At 72.9% G+C, this 18612-nt stretch carries 14 protein-coding genes and 2 pseudogenes; 8 read left to right on the forward strand and 8 right to left on the reverse strand.

Features of this window, described 5'->3' with window-relative positions:
* Positions 1-104: 104 nt before the first annotated feature.
* Together GHR20_RS23105 and GHR20_RS23110 are read right to left on the reverse strand one after the other, a co-directional pair.
* Positions 105-950: a siderophore-interacting protein gene (locus GHR20_RS23105; protein ID WP_153814257.1), complete on the reverse strand. Its 846-nt coding sequence runs from the start codon at positions 948-950 to the stop codon at positions 105-107.
* A gap of 32 nt (positions 951-982) precedes the next feature.
* The gene (locus GHR20_RS23110) at positions 983-2029 is read right to left on the reverse strand and encodes an ABC transporter substrate-binding protein (RefSeq protein WP_148023642.1); all 1047 of its coding nucleotides are present in this window, start codon (positions 2027-2029) and stop codon (positions 983-985) included.
* A 304-nt stretch (positions 2030-2333) separates the two neighbouring features.
* Between GHR20_RS23110 and GHR20_RS23115 the strand changes: the two genes are divergently transcribed.
* Positions 2334-2765: a hypothetical protein gene (locus tag GHR20_RS23115; RefSeq protein ID WP_243878115.1), complete on the forward strand. Its 432-nt coding sequence runs from the start codon at positions 2334-2336 to the stop codon at positions 2763-2765.
* A gap of 49 nt (positions 2766-2814) precedes the next feature.
* On the opposite strand, the gene GHR20_RS23120 is transcribed toward GHR20_RS23115, so the two are convergent.
* The 4 genes and pseudogenes from GHR20_RS23120 to GHR20_RS23135 form a co-directional block, all read right to left on the reverse strand.
* On the reverse strand, positions 2815-3975 hold the full coding sequence (locus GHR20_RS23120) for an acyl-CoA dehydrogenase family protein (protein ID WP_111584589.1): 1161 nt from the start codon (positions 3973-3975) through the stop codon (positions 2815-2817).
* A 5-nt stretch (positions 3976-3980) separates the two neighbouring features.
* Positions 3981-4904 carry a hydroxymethylglutaryl-CoA lyase gene (locus GHR20_RS23125; RefSeq protein WP_194859134.1) on the reverse strand — a complete coding sequence of 308 codons (924 nt, stop codon included), beginning with the start codon at positions 4902-4904 and terminating at the stop codon, positions 3981-3983.
* Positions 4905-4921: 17 nt separating this feature from the next.
* Positions 4922-6834 (reverse strand): annotated as a pseudogene (locus GHR20_RS23130) (biotin carboxylase N-terminal domain-containing protein).
* Between the two features lie 11 nt (positions 6835-6845).
* The gene (locus GHR20_RS23135) at positions 6846-8462 is read right to left on the reverse strand and encodes a carboxyl transferase domain-containing protein (RefSeq protein WP_153814259.1); all 1617 of its coding nucleotides are present in this window, start codon (positions 8460-8462) and stop codon (positions 6846-6848) included.
* A gap of 97 nt (positions 8463-8559) precedes the next feature.
* Between GHR20_RS23135 and GHR20_RS23140 the strand changes: the two genes are divergently transcribed.
* The 4 genes from GHR20_RS23140 (at position 8560) to GHR20_RS36870 (ending at position 12151) form a co-directional block, all read left to right on the forward strand.
* Positions 8560-9153 (forward strand): TetR/AcrR family transcriptional regulator, encoded by a 594-nt coding sequence (locus tag GHR20_RS23140; RefSeq protein ID WP_111584486.1) that lies wholly within the window; start codon positions 8560-8562, stop codon positions 9151-9153.
* A 231-nt stretch (positions 9154-9384) separates the two neighbouring features.
* The gene (locus tag GHR20_RS23145; protein WP_153816103.1) at positions 9385-10542 is read left to right on the forward strand and encodes an acyl-CoA dehydrogenase family protein; all 1158 of its coding nucleotides are present in this window, start codon (positions 9385-9387) and stop codon (positions 10540-10542) included.
* A gap of 36 nt (positions 10543-10578) precedes the next feature.
* A complete protein-coding gene (gene tesB / locus GHR20_RS23150; protein WP_148023647.1) occupies positions 10579-11445 on the forward strand; it encodes an acyl-CoA thioesterase II in 867 nt (288 codons plus the stop codon).
* Positions 11446-11752: 307 nt separating this feature from the next.
* The gene (locus GHR20_RS36870) at positions 11753-12151 is read left to right on the forward strand and encodes a hypothetical protein (protein WP_194858967.1); all 399 of its coding nucleotides are present in this window, start codon (positions 11753-11755) and stop codon (positions 12149-12151) included.
* A 165-nt stretch (positions 12152-12316) separates the two neighbouring features.
* On the opposite strand, the gene GHR20_RS23160 is transcribed toward GHR20_RS36870, so the two are convergent.
* The gene (locus tag GHR20_RS23160; RefSeq protein ID WP_153814260.1) at positions 12317-13111 is read right to left on the reverse strand and encodes a phosphatase; all 795 of its coding nucleotides are present in this window, start codon (positions 13109-13111) and stop codon (positions 12317-12319) included.
* Positions 13112-13200: 89 nt separating this feature from the next.
* On the reverse strand, positions 13201-14826 hold the full coding sequence (locus GHR20_RS23165) for a PucR family transcriptional regulator (RefSeq protein ID WP_153814261.1): 1626 nt from the start codon (positions 14824-14826) through the stop codon (positions 13201-13203).
* Between the two features lie 147 nt (positions 14827-14973).
* Here GHR20_RS23165 and speB point away from each other — a divergent pair, with 147 nt between their 5' ends.
* The 3 genes and pseudogenes from speB to GHR20_RS23180 all read left to right on the forward strand — a co-directional run.
* Complete coding sequence (speB, locus tag GHR20_RS23170; RefSeq protein WP_148023650.1) at positions 14974-15945, forward strand: agmatinase; 972 nt, start codon at positions 14974-14976, stop codon at positions 15943-15945.
* A gap of 5 nt (positions 15946-15950) precedes the next feature.
* Entirely contained in the window at positions 15951-17642 is a 1692-nt protein-coding gene (locus tag GHR20_RS23175; RefSeq protein ID WP_153814262.1) for a thiamine pyrophosphate-binding protein, read from the forward strand.
* Positions 17643-17904: 262 nt separating this feature from the next.
* A pseudogene (locus tag GHR20_RS23180) lies at positions 17905-18441 on the forward strand (UTRA domain-containing protein); the annotation flags it as partial.
* Positions 18442-18612: the final 171 nt, after the last annotated feature.

Genomic DNA, 18612 nt, shown 5'->3' on the forward strand with positions numbered 1-18612 from the left:
GGTCCTCCGGGGGAAGTCCGTGGGGATTAACTTAGGTTAGCCTAACCTAAGTTTTCTGGGTCAAGACACACGTGTGCGGGGAACTCCCGCGGAACGGGAGGCGGCTATTCGCCGGTCGCCCGGAGCTGTTCCTCGGTCAGTCCGCGCCGCCAGTACCCGACGAAGGTCACCCGGCGCCGGTCCACCCCGCGTTCCCCCACGAAGTGCCGCCGCAGCGCCTTCACCTGGCCGGACTCGCCGGCGATCCAGACGTACGGGTGCGCCGCGCCGGGAAGCCGGGCGTCCCGCAGGGCGGCGAGGGGCTCGGGGGCGCCCTCGCCGCGCACCAGCCAGGTGATCTCCGCGTCGGCGTCCGTGCGCACGTCCTGGATGTCGGCGGCGTGCGGCACCTGGAGCCAGGCGCTTACCCGGGTGCCCGCCGGGAGCGATTCGAGGATCGCGGTCGCGGCGGGGACGGCGGTCTCGTCGCCCCACATCACCACGAGGTCGGTGTCCTCGGGCGGGCGGAACCGGATGGCCCGGTTGTCGGCGAGCACGGGCCCGAGGACCAGCACCCGGTCCCCGGGAACGGCCCGCGCGGCCCACTGGGAGGCGGGCCCCGCGGGGGCGGCGGCGCCCGGCTCGACCCCGTGCAGCGCGAAGTCGATGTCGATCTCGTCCGGCTCGCGCCGCAGCTCCCGCAGGGTGTACGAGCGCATCACGGCCCGTACGTCCTCCGGGAGTTCGCGGTACTCCTGCCACCAGTTCTCGCCCAGGTCGAGCGGCACGACGGGCTCCTTCTGCCCGGGGTGCGGCAGGAACAGGGAGAGGGACTGGTCCCGTCCGTCGGAGTGGAAGCCCCTCAGCGCGGCCCCGTCGAAGGTGACCCGCACCAGGGAGGGCCCGAGCCTTCTGGTGCGGGCGACCTGGAGGGAGAACAGCGTGAAGGGTTCGACGGCGACCGTGGTCATGGGGGCTCCTCCTGTCGGACGGGGTGGGGGGGTTAGCTGACCTTCTTCGCCTTCTCCAGCGCCTCGGCGAGGCTCGTCAGGAGCGGAACGCACTTGTCGTAGGACAGGATCGGCTCGGGGGAGCGGGCGATGACCTGTCCCGCCTTGACGGCCGGCAGCTTCTTCCAGGTCGGCTTGGTGATGTCCGCGGGCTGGATCGCGGAGGACCGGTCGTCCATCATGATGATGTCGGCCTGGTACTTGTCGACGTTCTCCCAGCTCAGCGACTCGTACCAGCCGCCGCCCTGCTTCTTGGCGCTCTCCGGCGGCTCCACGAAGTTCACGCCGAGGGCCTTGAAGTACTCCAGGTCGATGGACAGATGCGTGCCCGAGACGTAGAAGAGCTGGTCGCTCGCGCTGCCGGCCATCACCTTGAGGTGCGGCTTGGCCTTGGCGGCGGCCCGCAGCCGGGCGGCGGCCGCCTCGAACCGCTTCTTCGCGTCGGTGACCTTGGCGGCCTTCATGTCGGCGCCGAGCGACTCGGCGAGGTCCCACATCCGCTGGAGCGGCTGGGTGATCTGGCGGTCGTACACGGAGATGCCGACGCTGGGCGCGAGTTCGGCGATCTGCTTGGTGGACTGCTCGGGGACGTACCAGAGGGTGCCGGCGCCGTCGAACATCGTGGTGATCAGCACGTCGGGGGCGAGGGCGGCGTACTTCTCCACGTTGAACTGGCCCCAGGCGTTGCCGAGGACGGTCACCTTGCTGACGTCCATGTCGCCGGCCTGGACGTCGGGCTTGCCGCCGGTGGTCGTGGTGGGGCCGAAGACGCCCTTGACCTGGACGCCGTAGTCGAAGAGGGCGGCGCCGACGCCGGTGAAGGCGACGATGTTCGCGGGCACCTTGTCGAGCTTCACGGTCTTGCCGCGGTCGTCCTTGAAGGACCAGGGGCCCGACTTCGCCGCGGTCGACCCGTTGCCGGAGTCCTTGGCTTTGCCCTTGTCGTCCCCGCAGGCCGCGAGCGCGACGCCGAGCCCTGCGGCGCCGCCCGCGGCGAGCAGACCGCGGCGGGAGAGGTGGATGGCACGGGCATGGGACATGGGGAGGACCGCTTTCGAACGGGGCGCAGCGCCCGCCGGACAAGTGCGAGGCTTAGGTTAGCCTAACCTTTCCCTCTGTCCAGGGGGCGGCCCGGATTCCCGGCGGCGGGGGCCCCCGCGGCGCGGAACGCCATTGCGCCCACCCGCTCAACTGCGTTGACTGTGAAGCTCACTCGGGAGAGGCGGGGTTCATGGGAGTGGCCGGGGGCGGGAAGCTCTACGCGTACCGGGTGCGCGGGGCCGGGCGCGGCGGGGTGGTGCTGTGGGCCGGCGGGCGGGGGACGAACCCGATCGGGTGCTGGCGGTGGCAGAGGGCGGGCGTCGCCGGGTGCCGGTCTTCGTGACGGGGCGGCAGGCGCGGGCGTTCGCGGCGCGGCGGGGCTGGAGCCTGGCCGCGTCCGGCCCGGACACGCTGGAGCTCGTCCGGGTGGAGCGCTGGCTGGCGGACCCGGTGCGCCGCCGGGTGCCCGCGGGGGCGGCGCTGGAGGCGTGGAACTTCTTCGAGGACCTGGCGCGCGGCCTCGGCGCGACCCGTCGGCTGCCCCGGCAGGGCGCGGCGCACGACAGCGCGTACGAGAGGCTCTGCGCGGACGAGTGCGCCGACTGGACCCCCGACGAGCGGCGCGCGGCGCTGGACCTGCTCACGGCCGGGGTGGAGCTGTGGGCGTCCGTGCCGTCGACGCGCGGGCGCCGCTCTGGCCCGTACGCCGAACCGGCGGACCGCCGCCGCGGGTGAGAGGGCGCGCCCCCGTGGACGCGCCCCCTCGGTCGGCCTCCCGGCAGGATCAGCCCGCCAGGCCCAACTCCCGGGCGATCAGCATCCGCTGGACCTCGCTCGTGCCCTCGCCGATCTCCAGGATCTTGGAGTCGCGCCACATGCGGGCCACCGGGTACTCGTTCATGAAGCCGTAGCCGCCGTGGACCTGGGTGGCCTCGCGGGCGTTGTCGACCGCGATCGTCGACGAGTACAGCTTGGCCATCGCCGCCTCCTTCTTGAAGGGCTCGCCCGCGACCAGCCGGTAGGCGGCGTCGCGCCAGGCGAGACGGGCGGTGTACGCCTTCATCTCCATGTCGGCGATCTTGAACTGGATCGCCTGGTTGGCGCCGATCGGGCGGCCGAAGGCGTGCCGCTCCTTGGCGTACTTCACCGACTCGTCCACACAGCCCTGCGCCAGACCCGTCGCGAGCGCGGCGATGGCGATGCGGCCCTCGTCCAGGATGCGCAGGAACTGGGCGTAGCCCCGGCCCTCCTGGCCGACCAGGTTGGCGGCGGGCACGCGGACGTCCACGAAGGAGAGTTCACGGGTGTCCGAGGCGTTCCAGCCGACCTTGGAGTACGGCGCCGCGACCGTGAAGCCCGGGGTGCCGGACGGCACGAGGATCGAGGAGATCAGCGGCTTGCCGTCGGGCTTGCGGCCGGTGACCGCGGTGACCGTGACCAGCCCGGTGATGTCCGTGCCCGAGTTGGTGATGAAGCACTTGGTGCCGTTGATCACCCATTCGTCGGTGTCGGGGTCGAGCCGGGCCGTCGTCCGCGTACCACCCGCGTCCGAGCCGCAGTCCGGTTCGGTCAGGCCGAAGCCGCCGAGGATCTCGCCCGCGCACAGCCGGGGCAGCCACTCGCGCTTCTGCTCCTCGGTGCCGAAGAGATGGATCGGCATCGCGCCCAGCGAGACACCGGCCTCCAGGGTGATCGCCACCGAGGAGTCCACCCGGGCCAGCTCCTCCAGGGCGATGCCGAGCGCCAGGTAGTCGCCGCCCATGCCGCCGTACTCCTCCGGGAACGGCAGCCCGAACAGTCCCATCCGGCCCATCTCGCGCACGATCTCGTACGGGAATTCGTGCCGCTCGTAGAAGTCGCCGATCTTCGGCGCCACGACGTCGTGCGCGAACTCCTCGACCGTACGGCGGAGTTCCTCCAGCTCGGGGCTGAGGCGGTGGTCCATGCTGATCACTGGTCCTTGTGGGAGAGGGCGCGGACGGTACGCGAGGGGCTGGGCCGGTCCAGGTGGGCGGCCATCCACACGCTGGTGGCGGTCAGCCGGCCGAGGTCGACGCCGGTCTCGATGCCGAGGCCGTGCAGCATCCAGACCAGGTCCTCGGTGGCGAGGTTGCCGGTGGCGGACTTGGCGTACGGGCAGCCGCCGAGCCCGCCGGCGGACGCGTCGACCGTCGTCACGCCGTGCTCCAGGGCCGCGTAGGTGTTCGCGAGCGCCTGTCCGTAGGTGTCGTGGAAGTGCACGCCGATCTCGTTGGTCGGCACGCCCTCCTCGTTGAGCAGGTTCAGGAGTTCCTGGACATGCCCGGGGGTGGCCACGCCGATGGTGTCGCCGAGGCTCAGCTCGTCGCAGCCCATGTCCCGCAGGGCGGTGCACACGCGGGCGACCTGGTGCAGCGGGACCGCGCCCTCCCACGGGTCGCCGAAGCACATGGAGACATAGCCGCGCACCCGCGCGCCCGCGTCCCTGGCCTGGCGCACCACGGGCTCGAACACCGCGAGGGACTCGTCCACCGTGCGGTTGAGGTTGGCCTTGGCGAAGGACTCGGTGGCGCTGGCGAACACCGCGATCCGGTCCGCGCCGAGGGCCAGCGCCCGGTCCAGGCCGCGCCGGTTGGGCACCAGGACGGGCAGCTCGACGCCGGGCAGCTCGCGCACCCGCGGGAACAGCTCTTCCGCGTCCGCGAGTTGGGGCACCCACTTGGGGTGCACGAAGCTCGTCGCCTCGATGGTCGTCAGGCCCGCCTCGGCGAGGCGGCGGATGAACTCCGCCTTCACCTCGGTCGGTACGGCACCCTTCTCGTTCTGCAGCCCGTCGCGCGCGCCGACCTCGTAGATCCGCACCCGGGCGGGCAGGTCCGAGGCCGGTACGACCATGGGCAGTCGCTCGGTGCTCACGGGGTCTCCTCCGTCGGCGCGATGACGGCCAGCACCTGGTCCATGGCGACCGTGGTGCCCGGTGTGACGTCCAGCTCGGCGACCGTGCCCGCGTGCGGGGCGGAGATGACGTGCTCCATCTTCATCGCCTCCACCACCAGCAGGCTCTGCCCGGCGGCCACGTCGTCCCCGACGGCGACCTTGACGACGGTCACCGTGCCGGGCATCGGCGCGGTCAGCGAGTCGGCGCCCGCGTGCGCCGCCTGGGACAGCGACTCGGCCACCGGGTCGTGGTCGCGCACCTGCCAGGCGTCGCCGTCCCGGCCGATCCAGTCACCGGCGCGGCGGAAGGTGTGCCGCAGCCCGTCGAGGGTGACGGCGACCGTGTCGCCGGTGACGGTGGCGGTGCCGCGCGGGGTGTACGACACCGGGTCCTGGGCCCGCAGGTGGAAGGCGGGCGGCTTCGGGGTGCCGCCGAGCCGCCAGCCGCTCGGCACCGAGAAGGGGTCGGTCCAGCCCCGCCCGCGGGCCTCAGCTCCTCCAGGCGTACGGCCGCCGCCGCCTCGTACACCTCCTCCGGCACGTCCGTCGTGACCAGGTCGTCCACCGCCCGCTCCACCAGACCGGTGTCCAGCTCGCCCGCCACCACGTCCGGGTGGGCGAGGAGCCGGCGCAGGAAGCCCGCGTTCGTCTGCACGCCCAGCGTGACCGTCTCCGCGAGCGCCGCCCGGAGCCTGCGCAGCGCGGTCGCGCGGTCGGGGCCGTACGCGATCACCTTGGCGAGCATCGGGTCGTACAGGCTGCCGACCTCGGTGCCCTCGCTGAGCCCGGAGTCGGTGCGCACGCCGTCGCCCCGCGGCTCGTCCAGCAGCAGGACCGTGCCGCCGGAGGGCAGGAAGCCGCGGGCCGGGTCCTCGGCGCAGATCCGGGCCTCGACCGCGTGCCCGGTCAGCGTCACGTCGTCCTGGGTGAAGCCCAGCGGCTCGCCGGCGGCCACCCGCAGCTGCCACTCGACCAGGTCCAGGCCGGTCACCAGCTCGGTGACCGGGTGCTCCACCTGGAGCCGGGTGTTCATCTCCATGAAGTAGTACTGCGCGGGGTCGCTGCCCGGCACGATGAACTCGACCGTGCCCGCGCCCCGGTAGCCGCAGGAGCGGGCCGCCTGCACGGCCGCCTCGCCCATCGCCGCGCGCGTGGCCTCGTCCAGGAGGACGCTCGGCGCCTCCTCGATGATCTTCTGGTGGCGGCGCTGGAGGGAGCACTCGCGCTCGCCGAGGTGCACGACATTGCCGTGGCCGTCGGCCAGCACCTGGATCTCGATGTGCCGGGGGCGGTCGATCCACCGCTCCACCAGCAGGGTGTCGTCGCCGAAGGAGGCGCGGGCCTCGCGGCGGGCGGCGGCGATCTCCTCGTCCAGCACGGCGAGGTCCCGCACCAGGCGCATGCCCTTGCCGCCACCGCCGGCCGACGGCTTCAGCAGCACCGGCGGGCCCAGCGTGCGGGCGGCGTCGGCGAGTTCGGGGTCGCGGCCGCCGGGGACCACCGGCACGCCGGCGGCCGCCACCGTCTCCTTGGCGCGGATCTTGTCGCCCATCAGCGCGATGGCGTCGGCCGAGGGGCCGATGAAGACCAGGCCCGCCTCCTCGCAGGCGCGCGCGAAGGCGGCGTTCTCGGCGAGGAAGCCGTAGCCCGGGTGGACGGCCTGCGCGCCGGTGCGGGCCGCGGCCTCCAGCAGCCGCTCCACCGACAGATAGCTCTCCGCCGCGGGCGCCGGGCCGATCCGGACCGCCGTGTCGGCCTCCCGGACGTGCCGCGCTCCCGCGTCGGCGTCGGAGAAGACCGCCACCGAGCGCACGCCCAGCTCGCGGAGCGTACGGATGACCCGTACGGCGATCTCGCCCCGGTTGGCGACCAGCACTGTGTCGAACACGGTTCCCCTCCTCACATCCGGAAGACGCCGAACTGGGGCTCTCCCAGTGGCGCGTTGGCGCAGGCCGTCAGGGCGAGTCCGAGCACCTGACGGGTCTCCATCGGGTCGATCACGCCGTCGTCCCACAGCCGGGCGGTCGCGTAGTAGGCGCTGCCCTGGGTCTCGTACTGCGCGCGGACCGGCGCCTTGAACGTCTCCTCGTCCTCGGCGGACCAGCTCTCGCCGCGGCCCTCCAGCTGGTCGCGCTTGACCGTGGCGAGGACGCTGGCGGCCTGCTCGCCGCCCATGACGGAGATCTTGGCGTTGGGCCACATCCACAGGAAGCGGGGGGAGTAGGCCCGGCCGCACATCGAGTAGTTGCCCGCGCCGTACGAACCGCCGACCACGACCGTCAGCTTGGGCACCCGGGTGCAGGCCACCGCGGTCACCATCTTGGCGCCGTGCTTGGCGATGCCGCCCGCCTCGTAGTCCTTGCCCACCATGAAGCCGGAGATGTTCTGGAGAAACACCAGCGGGATGCCGCGCTGGTCGCACAGCTCGATGAAGTGCGCGCCCTTCTGAGCGGACTCGGCGAACAGGATGCCGTTGTTGGCGACGATCCCGACCGGGTGGCCGTGGATGCGCGCGAAGCCGGTGACGAGCGTCTGGCCGTACTCGCTCTTGAACTCGGCGAACCGGGAGCCGTCGACCACGCGGGCGATGATCTCCCGGACGTCGTACGGCGTGCGGGGGTCGACCGGCACCGCGCCGTACAGCCCCGCCGGGTCGACCTTCGGCTCGACGGCCGCGGTGACCTCCCAGGGCAGCGGCCGGCGGGCCGGGAGGGTGGCGACGATGTTCCGGACGATGCGCAGGGCGTGCGCGTCGTCCTCCGCGAGATGGTCGGTGACGCCGGAGATCCGGGAGTGGACCTCGCCGCCGCCCAGCTCCTCCGCGGTGACCACCTCGCCGGTGGCCGCCTTCACCAGCGGGGGGCCGCCCAGGAAGATGGTGCCCTGGTTGCGGACGATGACCGCTTCGTCGCTCATCGCCGGGACGTACGCGCCGCCCGCCGTGCAGGAGCCGAGGACGGCCGCGATCTGCGGGATGCCCGCGCCGGACATCCGGGCCTGGTTGTAGAAGATCCGCCCGAAGTGCTCGCGGTCCGGGAAGACCTCGTCCTGCATCGGCAGGAAGGCGCCGCCGGAGTCGACCAGGTAGACGCAGGGCAGCCGGTTGTCGAGGGCCACCTCCTGGGCGCGCAGGTGCTTCTTCACCGTCATCGGGTAGTACGTGCCGCCCTTGACGGTCGCGTCATTGGCGACGATCACGCACTCGCGCCCGCTGACCCGGCCGATCCCGGCGATCACGCCGGCGGCCGGCGCCTGCCCCTCGTACAGCCCGTCGGCCGCGAGGGGGGCCAGTTCCAGGAACGGCGAGCCCGGATCGAGGAGTGTGTCGACCCTGTCCCTCGGCAGCAGCTTGCCGCGCGCGGTGTGCCGGGCCCGCGCCCGCTCCCCGCCGCCGAGCGCCGCCGCGGCGAGCTTGCCGCGCAGCTCCTCGACCAGCGCGAGATGGGCCCCTTCATTGGCCCGCCAGGCTTCCGACGCGGGCTCTGCCGCGCTCCGGAGCTCCGGTGCCTCCTGCATCCTGCGGTCCCCTCACCCGGTGCTCGAACCGGTTAATGAGCGTTAACCATTTCCCTCAGGTTAACGACCGCTAACCGCGCTGTCTAGAATCGTCCTCATGGCCAGAACCGACGCCCCGACCCGCCGCGAGCAGATCCTCAAGGAGGCCGCCCGCCTCTTCGCCGAGCGCGGCTTCCACGGCGTCGGTGTGGACGAGATAGGGGCGGCCGTCGGCATCAGCGGCCCCGGCCTCTACCGGCACTTCCCGGGCAAGGACGCGATGCTCGCCGAGCTGCTCGTCGGCATCAGCGGCCAGCTGCTCACCGGGGCCAGGCGGCGGCTCGCGGAGGCCGACGGGGACGCCCGCGCCACCGCGGTCCTGGACTCCCTGATCGAGGGCCATATCGACTTCGCCCTGGACGACCGGCCGCTGATCACCCTGCACGACCGCGAGCTGGACCGGCTGCGCGACAGCGACCGCAAGCTGGTGCGCCAGCTCCAGCGGCAGTACGTGGAGCTCTGGGTGGGCGTGGTCCGCGAGGTCTACCCGGCCCTGACCGAACCCACCGCCCGCTCCGCCGTCCACTCCGTCTTCGGCCTCCTCAACTCCACCCCCCACCTGGGCCGCGCGGGCACCCTCCCCGGCCGGGGGGCGACCTCGGAGCTGCTGCACCGGATGGCGAGGGGGGCGTTCGCGGCGGCGGGGGAGTGACGTGGGCCACTGGGATCGGGTCGTGGACTACCCGGCCATGGGTATCGCGCACTGCCTGATCGTCGACCCCCGCACCGGAACTGGCCGGAACCGGCCCGTCTGTCCGAGTGCCGCCCGCCTCGTGGCGCAACTCACCCTGGACGCCTCCCGTACCCACCGGTATCTTCGAAGCTGAGCAAGCGCTTAGACATGCCCGGTCCGGCATGCCCGAGGTACGTGGAGGTGGACGGCGTGCGCCGTACGGTGTTCAACGAGGATCACGAGGCGTTCCGGGAGACCCTGCGCGCCTTCATCGAGGCCGAGGTCGTACCGGTGTACGACGAGTGGTTCGCGGCGGGCCAGGCGCCCCGCGACTTCTACTACAAGCTCGGTGAGCTGGGCATCTTCGGCATCAACGTGCCCGAGGAGTTCGGCGGCGCGGGCCTGGACAGCCACAAGTTCGAGGCCGTCCTCTACGAGGAGACCGCCCGCGCGGGCGTCCAGTTCGGCGGCTCCGGCGTGCATGTGCTGCTCGCCCTGCCGTACATCAAGATGCTGGCCACGGACGAGCAGAAGAAGCGCTACCTGCCGAAGTTCGTCTCCGGCGAGGAGATGTGGGCCATCGCGATGACGGAGCCGGGCACCGGTTCCGACCTCGCGGGCATGAAGTCCACCGCCAAGCTCAGCGAGGACGGCACCCACTACGTCCTCAACGGCGCCAAGACCTTCATCACCGGCGGTGTGCACGCCGACCGCGTGATCGTGTGCGCCCGCACCGCCGCGCCCACCGCCGAGGACCGCCGCCACGGCATCTCCCTGTTCGCGGTGGACACCAAGTCCGAGGGCTACTCCGTCGGCCGCAAGCTGGACAAGCTGGGCCTGAAGACCTCCGACACCGCCGAGCTGGCCTTCGTGGACGTCAAGGTCCCCGTCGAGGACCTGCTGGGCGAGGAGAACAAGGGCTTCTCCTACCTCGGCCACAACCTCGCCTCCGAGCGCTGGGGCATCGCGTTCGGCGCCTACGCGCAGGCCAAGGCCGCCGTCCGGTTCGCCAAGCAGTACGTGCAGGAGCGCACCGTCTTCGGCAAGCCGGTCGCCCACTTCCAGAACACCAAGTTCGAGCTGGCCGCCTGCCAGGCCGAGGTGGACGCCGCCGAGGCCGTCGCCGACCGCGCCACCGAGGCCCTGGACGCCGGCGAGCTGACCCCGGCCGAGGCCGCCTCCGCCAAGCTGTTCTGCACCGAGGTCGCGCACCGCGTCATCGACCGCTGCCTCCAGCTGCACGGCGGCTACGGGTACATGAACGAGTACCCGATCGCCCGCCTGTACGCGGACAACCGCGTCAACCGCATCTACGGCGGCACCAGCGAGATCATGAAGACGATCATCGCCAAGGACATGGGCCTGTAAGGACCCGGCCCTCACGGCCCGGTACAACTGATCGCCATGAGCCAGGCACTCCAGGACCTCCTCGATCTGCTCGACCTCGAACAGATCGAGGAGGACATCTTCCGCGGCCGGTCCCGCTCCGCCGTCGTCCCCCGCGTCTTCGGCGGGCAGGTCGCGGCGCAGGCGCTGGTCGCCGCCGGGCGCACGGTCCCCGCGGACCGTCCCGCCCACTCCCTGCACGCGTACTTCCTGCGCCCCGGCGACCCCGGCGCGCCCATCGTCTACACCGTCGACCGCATCCGCGACGGCCGGTCCTTCACCACCCGCCGCGTGGTCGCCGTCCAGCACGGCAAGCCGATCTTCCATCTCTCGGCGTCCTTCCAGACGTACGAGGAGGGACTCGAACACCAGGCGCCGATGCCCTCGGCGCCCGACCCGGCGACCCTGCCGACCTCCCACGAGCGGCTGCGCGGCTACGGCCATCTCGCCCCCGACGTGGTGGCACGCTTCCTGGAGGCACGCGAGGCGGTCGACCTGCGCTACGTGGACGAGCCGCCCTACGGCCGCTACGGCGAGCCGCGCGAGCCGCACAGCCAGGTGTGGTTCCGCACCAACGGCAAGCTGGACGACGACCCCCTGCTGCACGTCGTCCTCGCCACCTACGTGTCCGACATGACCCTCCTCGACTCCGTGCTGCTCGCGCACGGCCGCGGCGGCTGGGCGGTCGGCGACGTGGTGGGCGCCTCCCTGGACCACGCGATGTGGTTCCACCGCCCCTTCCGCGCCGACGAATGGCTGCTGTACGACCAGGAGTCGCCCTCCGCGCACGGCGGCCGCGGCCTCGGCCAGGCCCGGATATACACCCAGGACGGGCAGCTGGCCATCACCGTCATCCAGGAGGGTGTCGTCCGCGTCCCGCGCTAGCCGGACGCGGACTGGTTTCCTGAGGTGCCAAGTGACGTGTGGGGTACTAGGCTCTCTGAGTGAAAGCCGCGAGTGCACGGTATGAGCGGCCGGCGAGGTTTCGGGACAACCTCTGACCTCAGCCGCGGCACCTGATGGCGCGCCAGCGTCCGGGTGGACCGCAGGCGTCGACCGTACAGACGTATCGTGCCCCACATTGATCTCGCGGTGACATCCGAAGACCGCGCCGCGCGTCGTTGAGCGCGGCGGCGGCCATCCACCTCGCCGTTCCCCTGGGGGCCGCGAGAGACGATGGAAGGTAATTCCCATGCGAGCAACACGCGCGCGGCGCCTCGTCGCGCTGTCCGCCACTGGCCTGCTGCTGGCAGGCGGAGCCGCGATCGGCGCGGCGGGCACCGCATCGGCCACCCCGTCCAACGTTCACAGCTCCTACAGCAGTGGCTGGGGCGGCGGCCACGGCGGTCACGGCGACCACGGCCGCGGAGGACACGGCGGCTGGTGGGGCAACGACGATGACGACTGGGGCTACGGCGGCTACGGCGGCTGGGGCTACGGCGGTCACGGCGGCTATGGCGGTCACGGCGGCTACGGCGGCTACGGCGGTCATGGTGGCTACGGCGGCGGTGGTCACGGTGGCGGCGGCTACGGTGGCGGTGGCCACGGCGGTGGCGGCCACGGTGGCGGTGGCGGAGGCCACGGTCGCTGAGCCGGGTCCCGACCCGATGTGACACGATGTGCGGCTCCGTACGCGGGGCCGCACATCCCTTTGTCCCCAGGCGATTTGACCGGTGCCGGGTCCCTCGTCCGAGGGCTCGGTGAGATCTGGTTCAGACCTCGGTGAGAGTCGGGTCAGGCGCCGGCCGGACCCGGGTCAGGCGTCGGTCAGACCCGCCGCGGCCAGCAGATACGCGGTCATCGGGTCGTAGTGGCGCGGGCTGACCACATGGTCGTCCAGCGGCACGGCGACCTGGAGGGTGCCCTCCGCCTCCGCGAGGAACAGCGCGGGGTCGTTGCAGTCGGCGTAGCCCACCGAGTCCAGGCCGTGCTGCGCGGCGTACCCGGCCCAGCCGTGATCGGCGACGACCAGGTCCGGCAGCGGCCGCCCGGCCCGCTCGAATCCGGTGAGGATGGCCCGCATCGGGGCCCCGGAGTGGGTGTGCCACAGCGTCGCCCCGTGCTCCAGGACGGCCACGTCCGCGAACTGCATGACGTACCCCTCGTCCGTCTGGAGCCCGTCCGGGATGACGACGATCTCGCAGCCGGCGGCGCGCAGCGCGGCGGCCGTGGCCCGGTGCACGTCCAGCAGCCCGCCCGGGTGACCGGTCGCGAACAGCACCCGCTCGCGCCCCTCGGCAGCCTTGCGCAGCCGCGCCGCGAGCCGCTCCAGGCCGTCCACGGTCAGCTCCGGGTCGATGGTGTCCTGGCCGAACCGGTACTCCGGGTCGTCGTTGACCCCCACCCGCTCGGCCATCACCGCGAGCACGTCCTGCTCGTCCGCCCAGCGGTCGCCCAGCTCCAGACCGAGCCAGAAGTTGCGGTCGCCGTTGGCCAGCAGCCGGTAGTGGGAGAGGTTGTTCTCGCGGGGGGTGGCGACGTCCCCCGCGATACGGGTCCTCACCAGGTGGTCGACGAGCTGGGCGCGGCTGGGTGTCCCGGATATCGGCATGGCATCCATTGTGGGGCAGCCCGGCGCGGGCGTCCCAGGGGTTTCGCCCGCTGGGACGGGCGTCACCTTCGCGCGGGCGGTGCGCGGTGTCAGCAGTGCCGCAGCGCGAACCACAACTCCATCCGTACGTCCGGGTCGTCCAGGTCGGCGCCGAGCAGCCGGGCGCCGCGGGCGACGCGTTGGCGCACGGTGTTGCGGTGCACCCCGAGGGCGACCGCGGTGCGGTCCCAACTGCCGTGCAGGGAGAGCCAGGTGCGCAGGGTGTCCACCAGCGCGGGCCGCGCGGCGAGCGGTGCGAGCAGGTCCCGGGCCCGGGCCCGGGCCTCCGCCTCGGGCACCAGCCCGGACAGCCCGGCGCGGGCGCCGTGCCGGACCAGCGGGACGCGGGTGGCGCGGGCGCGGGCCAGGGCGCGGGCCGCCTGGGTGTCGGCGGCCGGCCATCCGCCGGGTCCCGCGGGCGCGCTGACCCCGAGGGTCCAGCCGGGCACCGGGGCGGGTTCCTGGCCGGCGGGCACCAGGACCCGTACGACCTCCCCGTCGAGGTCGACCAGGGGCGAGCCCAGGGCGGTGCCGAGGGCGGCGGCGGCCACGGTGTCCGGGGTCTGCCGTTCGGGGCGCGCGTGGACGACGATCCGCTCGCCGTCGTCCTCGCCGGTGCCCGCGCCCGTGCCGAGCAGCGGCGCGACCTCCTGCGGCGCGGCCCCGAGCAGCAGCCGTACCAGCGCGGAGGAGCGGGCGGCCCCGGCCCCGCTGTGATGCTCCCCGGTGAGCAGCGACAGCAGCACCGCGCCGACGGAGGCGATGGTGTGGTCCCCGCCCTCGCGTCGCCCGGCGGCGACCCCGAGCACGAAGCCCTCACCGGAGCCGAGGGCGTAGGCGGACAGGTGGATGCCGTAGGCGGTGTCGGTGGCGGAGGCGGGTCTTGGCGGGGTGGTGGGGGCAGGGGGCGAGCCCGGGTCGGCCGGGCCGGCCGCGGCGGGGCCGGTCGGTGCGGCGGGCGCGGGGCCGGCCGGGGGGATCGGGCGGACCACCGCCGCGAGGTTCCGCAGGGCCTCGGCGACGGCGGGCGCGGGATGCCGGCCGGCCGTCGCGATCCCGGTGCCGTCGGGGCCGTAGAGCACCGCGTGCCCGCCGAGCCGCTGGGCGAGGCGGCGCAGCACGGACGGGACCGGGTCGGGCTGGGCCGCGGCGGCGGCGAGGCTCTGCTGGGCCTCGGTGACCCGCCGCAGCTCGGCGAGGCGGGCCTGCGCCATCAGCTGCCACACCGCGCGGGCCACGCCCGAGAAGGTGGTGCCCGGCGGGACCTCCAGCAGCGGCAGCCCATGGGCGTCGCAGGCGGTGACCAGGGCGTCCGGCACCGTGTCGTGCACCGGGGCGAGCCCGAAGCCGAGGGCGGCACCGCCGGCGGCGACGACCCGGGCCACGTAGGCGTCGAAGAAGGTGTCCGGCGACGGCGTGTCGGGGATCTGGACCCCGGCCGTGAGGAGCAGTTCGCCGCCGAGGAGGTAGGGGAAGGGGTCGGCCATCTCGGAGGTGTGCGCCCAGTGGACGACGACGTCCGGGCCGACGGGCCCGGCGAGCTGGCGCAGCGCGAGGTCCTCGCGGGCGAGGAGGGCGGAGAGGGGGACCGGCGGGGTCGGCGGGGTCGGCGGGGCGGCGGCGGCCGGGCCCGGGGCCTTGGAGCTCGGGCCCGTATCGGCCCTGATGTCGGCCATGGTGTGCACTTCCTCCACTCCAGGTCCCCTGTGTGGATAAAACGTACACTTCGTAGTGGCTGCGCGGCCACCTACTGTCGATGCACAGGAACGCGCGCCGAGAGCGCGACGAGACGCAGCCAGGACGCAGGAAAGAAGGCACCCCCGATGAGCAGCAACGAGACGCCCCGCGGCCCCGTCGACTCCTCCCGCGTCCCCCGGTACGCCGGCCCCGCGACCTTCGCCCGACTGCCCCGCCTGGACGAGGTCGGCACCGCCGACGTCGCCGTGGTGGGCGTGCCCTTCGACTCCGGTGTCTCCTACCGGCCCGGCGCCCGCTTCGGCGGCAACGCGATCCGCGAGGCGTCCCGGCTGCTGCGCCCCTACAACCCCGCGCAGGACGCCTCCCCCTTCGCGCTCGCGCAGGTCGCGGACGGCGGCGACATCGCGGTGAACCCGTTCAACATCAACGAGGCCGTCGAGACGATCGAGGCCGCGGCGGACGACCTGCTGGGCACCGGCGCCCGCCTGATGACCCTGGGCGGCGACCACACCATCGCGCTGCCGCTGCTGCGCTCGGTGGCGAAGAAGCACGGCCCGGTCGCGCTGCTGCACTTCGACGCCCACCTGGACACCTGGGACACGTACTTCGGCGCCGAGTACACGCACGGCACGCCGTTCCGCCGCGCGGTGGAGGAGGGCATCCTCGACACCTCCGCCCTCTCGCACGTGGGCACCCGCGGCCCGCTGTACGGCAAGCAGGACCTCACCGACGACGAGAAGATGGGCTTCGGCATCGTCACCTCGGCGGACGTCTACCGCCGGGGCGCCGACGAGGTGGCCGACCAGCTCCGCCAGCGCATCGGCGACCGCCCGCTGTACATCTCCATCGACATCGACTGCCTCGACCCGGCGCACGCCCCCGGCACCGGCACGCCGGAGGCGGGCGGCATGACCTCGCGCGAGCTGCTGGAGATCCTGCGCGGCCTGGCGTCCTGCAACCTGGTCTCGGCGGACGTGGTCGAGGTCGCCCCGGCCTACGACCACGCCGAGATCACGTCCGTGGCGGCCTCCCACACGGCGTACGAACTGACCACCCTCATGTCCCGCCAGATCGCGGCGGCCCGGAAGGACGCGTAACCGACGTGACCCACGACCACGACCTGGTACTCCGCCCGACCGCCGCCCAGCGGGAGGCCGCGCTGAACCCTCCCCCCGGCCGCAACGGCGGAGACCTGGTCGTGGAGACCCTGGCCGGGCTGGGCGCGACGACCGTCTTCGGCCTGCCGGGCCAGCACGCGCTGGGCGTGTTCGACGCCCTGCGCAGGTCCGCTCTGCGCTACGTCGGTCTGCGGGTGGAGAACAACGCGGGCTTCGCGGCGGACGCGTACGGCCGGATCACCGGCGAGGCGGCCCCGCTGCTGCTGTCCACCGGCCCCGGGGCGCTGACCTCGCTGGCCGCGCTCCAGGAGGCGGCCTCGGCCTCCGCGCCCGTCCTCGCGATCAGCAGCCAGATCCCGTCGGCGGGCCTGGGCGGCGGGCGCCACGGCTATCTGCATGAACTCCCCGACCAGGCCGCGTCGTTCCGGGGAGTGGTGAAGTCGGTGCACACGGCCCGCACCCAGTCCCAGATCCCCTCGGCGATCGCCGAGGCGTGGAAGTCCGCGCTGGCGGCCCCGCACGGCCCGGTGTGGGTCGAGATCCCCCAGGACGTCCTCCTGGCCCCGACCTCGCTGCCGGTGGTGACGGCGGTGGACGCGACACCGGAGGATCTGGCGCCCCGCCCGGAACTCACCGCTGTGGCGGCCGAGTTGCTGTCGCATGCCGCCCGCCCGGCGATCATCGCGGGCGGCGGCGTCGTACGCTCGGACGCCTCGGGCAAGCTGCGCCGGCTGGCGGAACTGCTGGACGCCCCGGTGGTGACGACGTACGGCGGCAAGGGCGCGTTCCCCTGGGGGCACCCGCTGTCCCTCCAGTCCTGGCTGGAGGACCGCCACACCACGGACTTCCTGGAGGACGCCGATGTCCTGCTGGTCGTGGGCTCGGGTCTCGGCGAACTCTCCTCGAACTACCACACGTTCAAGCCTCGCGGCCAAGTCGTCCAGATCGAGGCGGACCTCGGCAAACTGGAGTCGAACCACCCCGCGCTGGGCATCCACGCGGACGCCCGCCTGGCGCTTCAGGCCCTCCTGGAGACGGCGACGGAGCGGCGCGATCCCGGGGCGGCCGAGCGGGTGCGCGCGGTGCTCTCGCGCGTCTCGGACCGCATCGCGTCCCAGGAACTCACCCTGGAGCAGTCGCTGTTGACCGCCGTCCGCCGCGCGCTGCCGGCCCGCTCCCCGTCCTTCTGGGACATGACGATCCTGTCCTACTGGGCCTGGTGCGGCTTCGACCCCCGGGGCGCGAACCTGATGCACTCCGCGCAGGGCTCGGGCGGCCTCGGCTACGCCTTCCCGGCGGCCCTGGGCGCGGCGGTCGCCGACCCGACCCACCCGGTCCTCGCGGTCTCCGGCGACGGCGGCGCCCTCTACTCCGTCGCCGAACTGGCCACGGCCCGCCAGCACGACCTGCCCGTCACCTGGCTGATCATCGACGACGGCGGCTACGGCATCCTGCGCGCATACATGACGGACGCCTTCGGCGAGCCGGCGGCGACGGCAACGGAACTGACCCGCCCCGACTACGTGGCCCTGTCGGAATCCTTCGGCGTCCCGGCGGTACGGACGACCCCGGAATCCCTGGAATCCGACCTGACCCGGGCCCTGTCGACTCCGGGCCCTTCGGTGGTCGTACTGCCTGCGGTACTCAGGATGTTCGCGCCGACGCACTTGGGCTAGGACGCGCGTCGACTCCCGCTCACCCGGCGTAGACGCGGACGGGGTCGAGGTGGAGTTCATGGGGGGACGGCGGGCAGAGCCACCAGATTCCCGGTGGGCTCGGCCCCGCACCTGGAGCAGTGGAAGACGGTCACACACCCCTTTCCACAGCGTGGGCCGTGTCCACGGCCCACGCCGTATCGTCGTGTGGTCAGCACCGGCCATGGGCACATGCGGGGTGAGTCGTGTGAACGGTCAGGACGGGCAACGGACGTCGCCGACAAAGGACTTCCGGCCGATCCGGCGACGCGGTGTCGAGCGGCTCGCGCGGGCGGGGTGGGGTGAGGGGCGGTCCGTCTGGGCGGCGGACATCGGGGAACGTGAACTCGCCGTCGACTCCGTCGAGGTGACGCACGAGCCCGCGCCCGATGCCGTCGCCGGGGTCATGGGCCTGGACGAGGCCGCGATCCTCTGTGTCCGCCGCCGCCGTTTCGTCCTCGACGGCAAGCCGGTCCTGCTGTCCACGTCCTACCTGCCCGCCGACCTCGTCACGGGCACCCCGATCACCCAGCCGGACACCGGGCCCGGCGGCGTCTACGCCCGCCTCGCCGACCTCGGCCACGCCCCCGCCCGCTTCCGCGAGGAACTCCGCTCCCGGATGCCGAGCCAGGACGAGAGCGACAGGCTCTCCCTGCCGCCCGGCGTCCCCGTGATCCAGCTCGCCCGCACCGCCTTCGACGCGGCGGGGCGGGTCGTCGAGGTCAACGAGATGGTCCTCGACTCCGCCGCGTACGTCCTGGAGTACGACTTCGAGGCGTGAACCGGCCCCGCCTCCGCCTCAGCCGGTCGACATGGGACTCGTTCTGCTCAGGCATGGACGAAGCATGACCGGATGTTGGTCAGTTTGAACACTCGTCTTGAGAACATGTGTGCAACTTCCGATCACCCCTGCGCGTCAAAGGGACTTACGTGCCCACCAGGGGTGCGTCCA

It is taken from the genome of Streptomyces sp. SUK 48 (genome assembly GCF_009650765.1).
Lineage (GTDB): Bacteria > Actinomycetota > Actinomycetes > Streptomycetales > Streptomycetaceae > Streptomyces.

What these genes read in the sequence shown, in the direction of transcription:
- GHR20_RS23105 (WP_153814257.1), bottom strand. Translation starts at nt 950, where the DNA reads ATGACCACGGTCGCCGTCGAACCCTTCACGCTGTTCTCCCTCCAGGTC.
- GHR20_RS23110 (WP_148023642.1), bottom strand. Translation starts at nt 2,029, where the DNA reads ATGTCCCATGCCCGTGCCATCCACCTCTCCCGCCGCGGTCTGCTCGCC.
- GHR20_RS23120 (WP_111584589.1), bottom strand. Translation starts at nt 3,975, where the DNA reads ATGGACCACCGCCTCAGCCCCGAGCTGGAGGAACTCCGCCGTACGGTC.
- GHR20_RS23125 (WP_194859134.1), bottom strand. Translation starts at nt 4,904, where the DNA reads ATGGTCGTACCGGCCTCGGACCTGCCCGCCCGGGTGCGGATCTACGAG.
- GHR20_RS23135 (WP_153814259.1), bottom strand. Translation starts at nt 8,462, where the DNA reads ATGCAGGAGGCACCGGAGCTCCGGAGCGCGGCAGAGCCCGCGTCGGAA.
- GHR20_RS23140 (WP_111584486.1), top strand. Translation starts at nt 8,560, where the DNA reads ATGGCCAGAACCGACGCCCCGACCCGCCGCGAGCAGATCCTCAAGGAG.
- tesB (WP_148023647.1), top strand. Translation starts at nt 10,579, where the DNA reads ATGAGCCAGGCACTCCAGGACCTCCTCGATCTGCTCGACCTCGAACAG.
- GHR20_RS36870 (WP_194858967.1), top strand. Translation starts at nt 11,753, where the DNA reads ATGCGAGCAACACGCGCGCGGCGCCTCGTCGCGCTGTCCGCCACTGGC.
- GHR20_RS23160 (WP_153814260.1), bottom strand. Translation starts at nt 13,111, where the DNA reads ATGCCGATATCCGGGACACCCAGCCGCGCCCAGCTCGTCGACCACCTG.
- GHR20_RS23165 (WP_153814261.1), bottom strand. Translation starts at nt 14,826, where the DNA reads ATGGCCGACATCAGGGCCGATACGGGCCCGAGCTCCAAGGCCCCGGGC.
- speB (WP_148023650.1), top strand. Translation starts at nt 14,974, where the DNA reads ATGAGCAGCAACGAGACGCCCCGCGGCCCCGTCGACTCCTCCCGCGTC.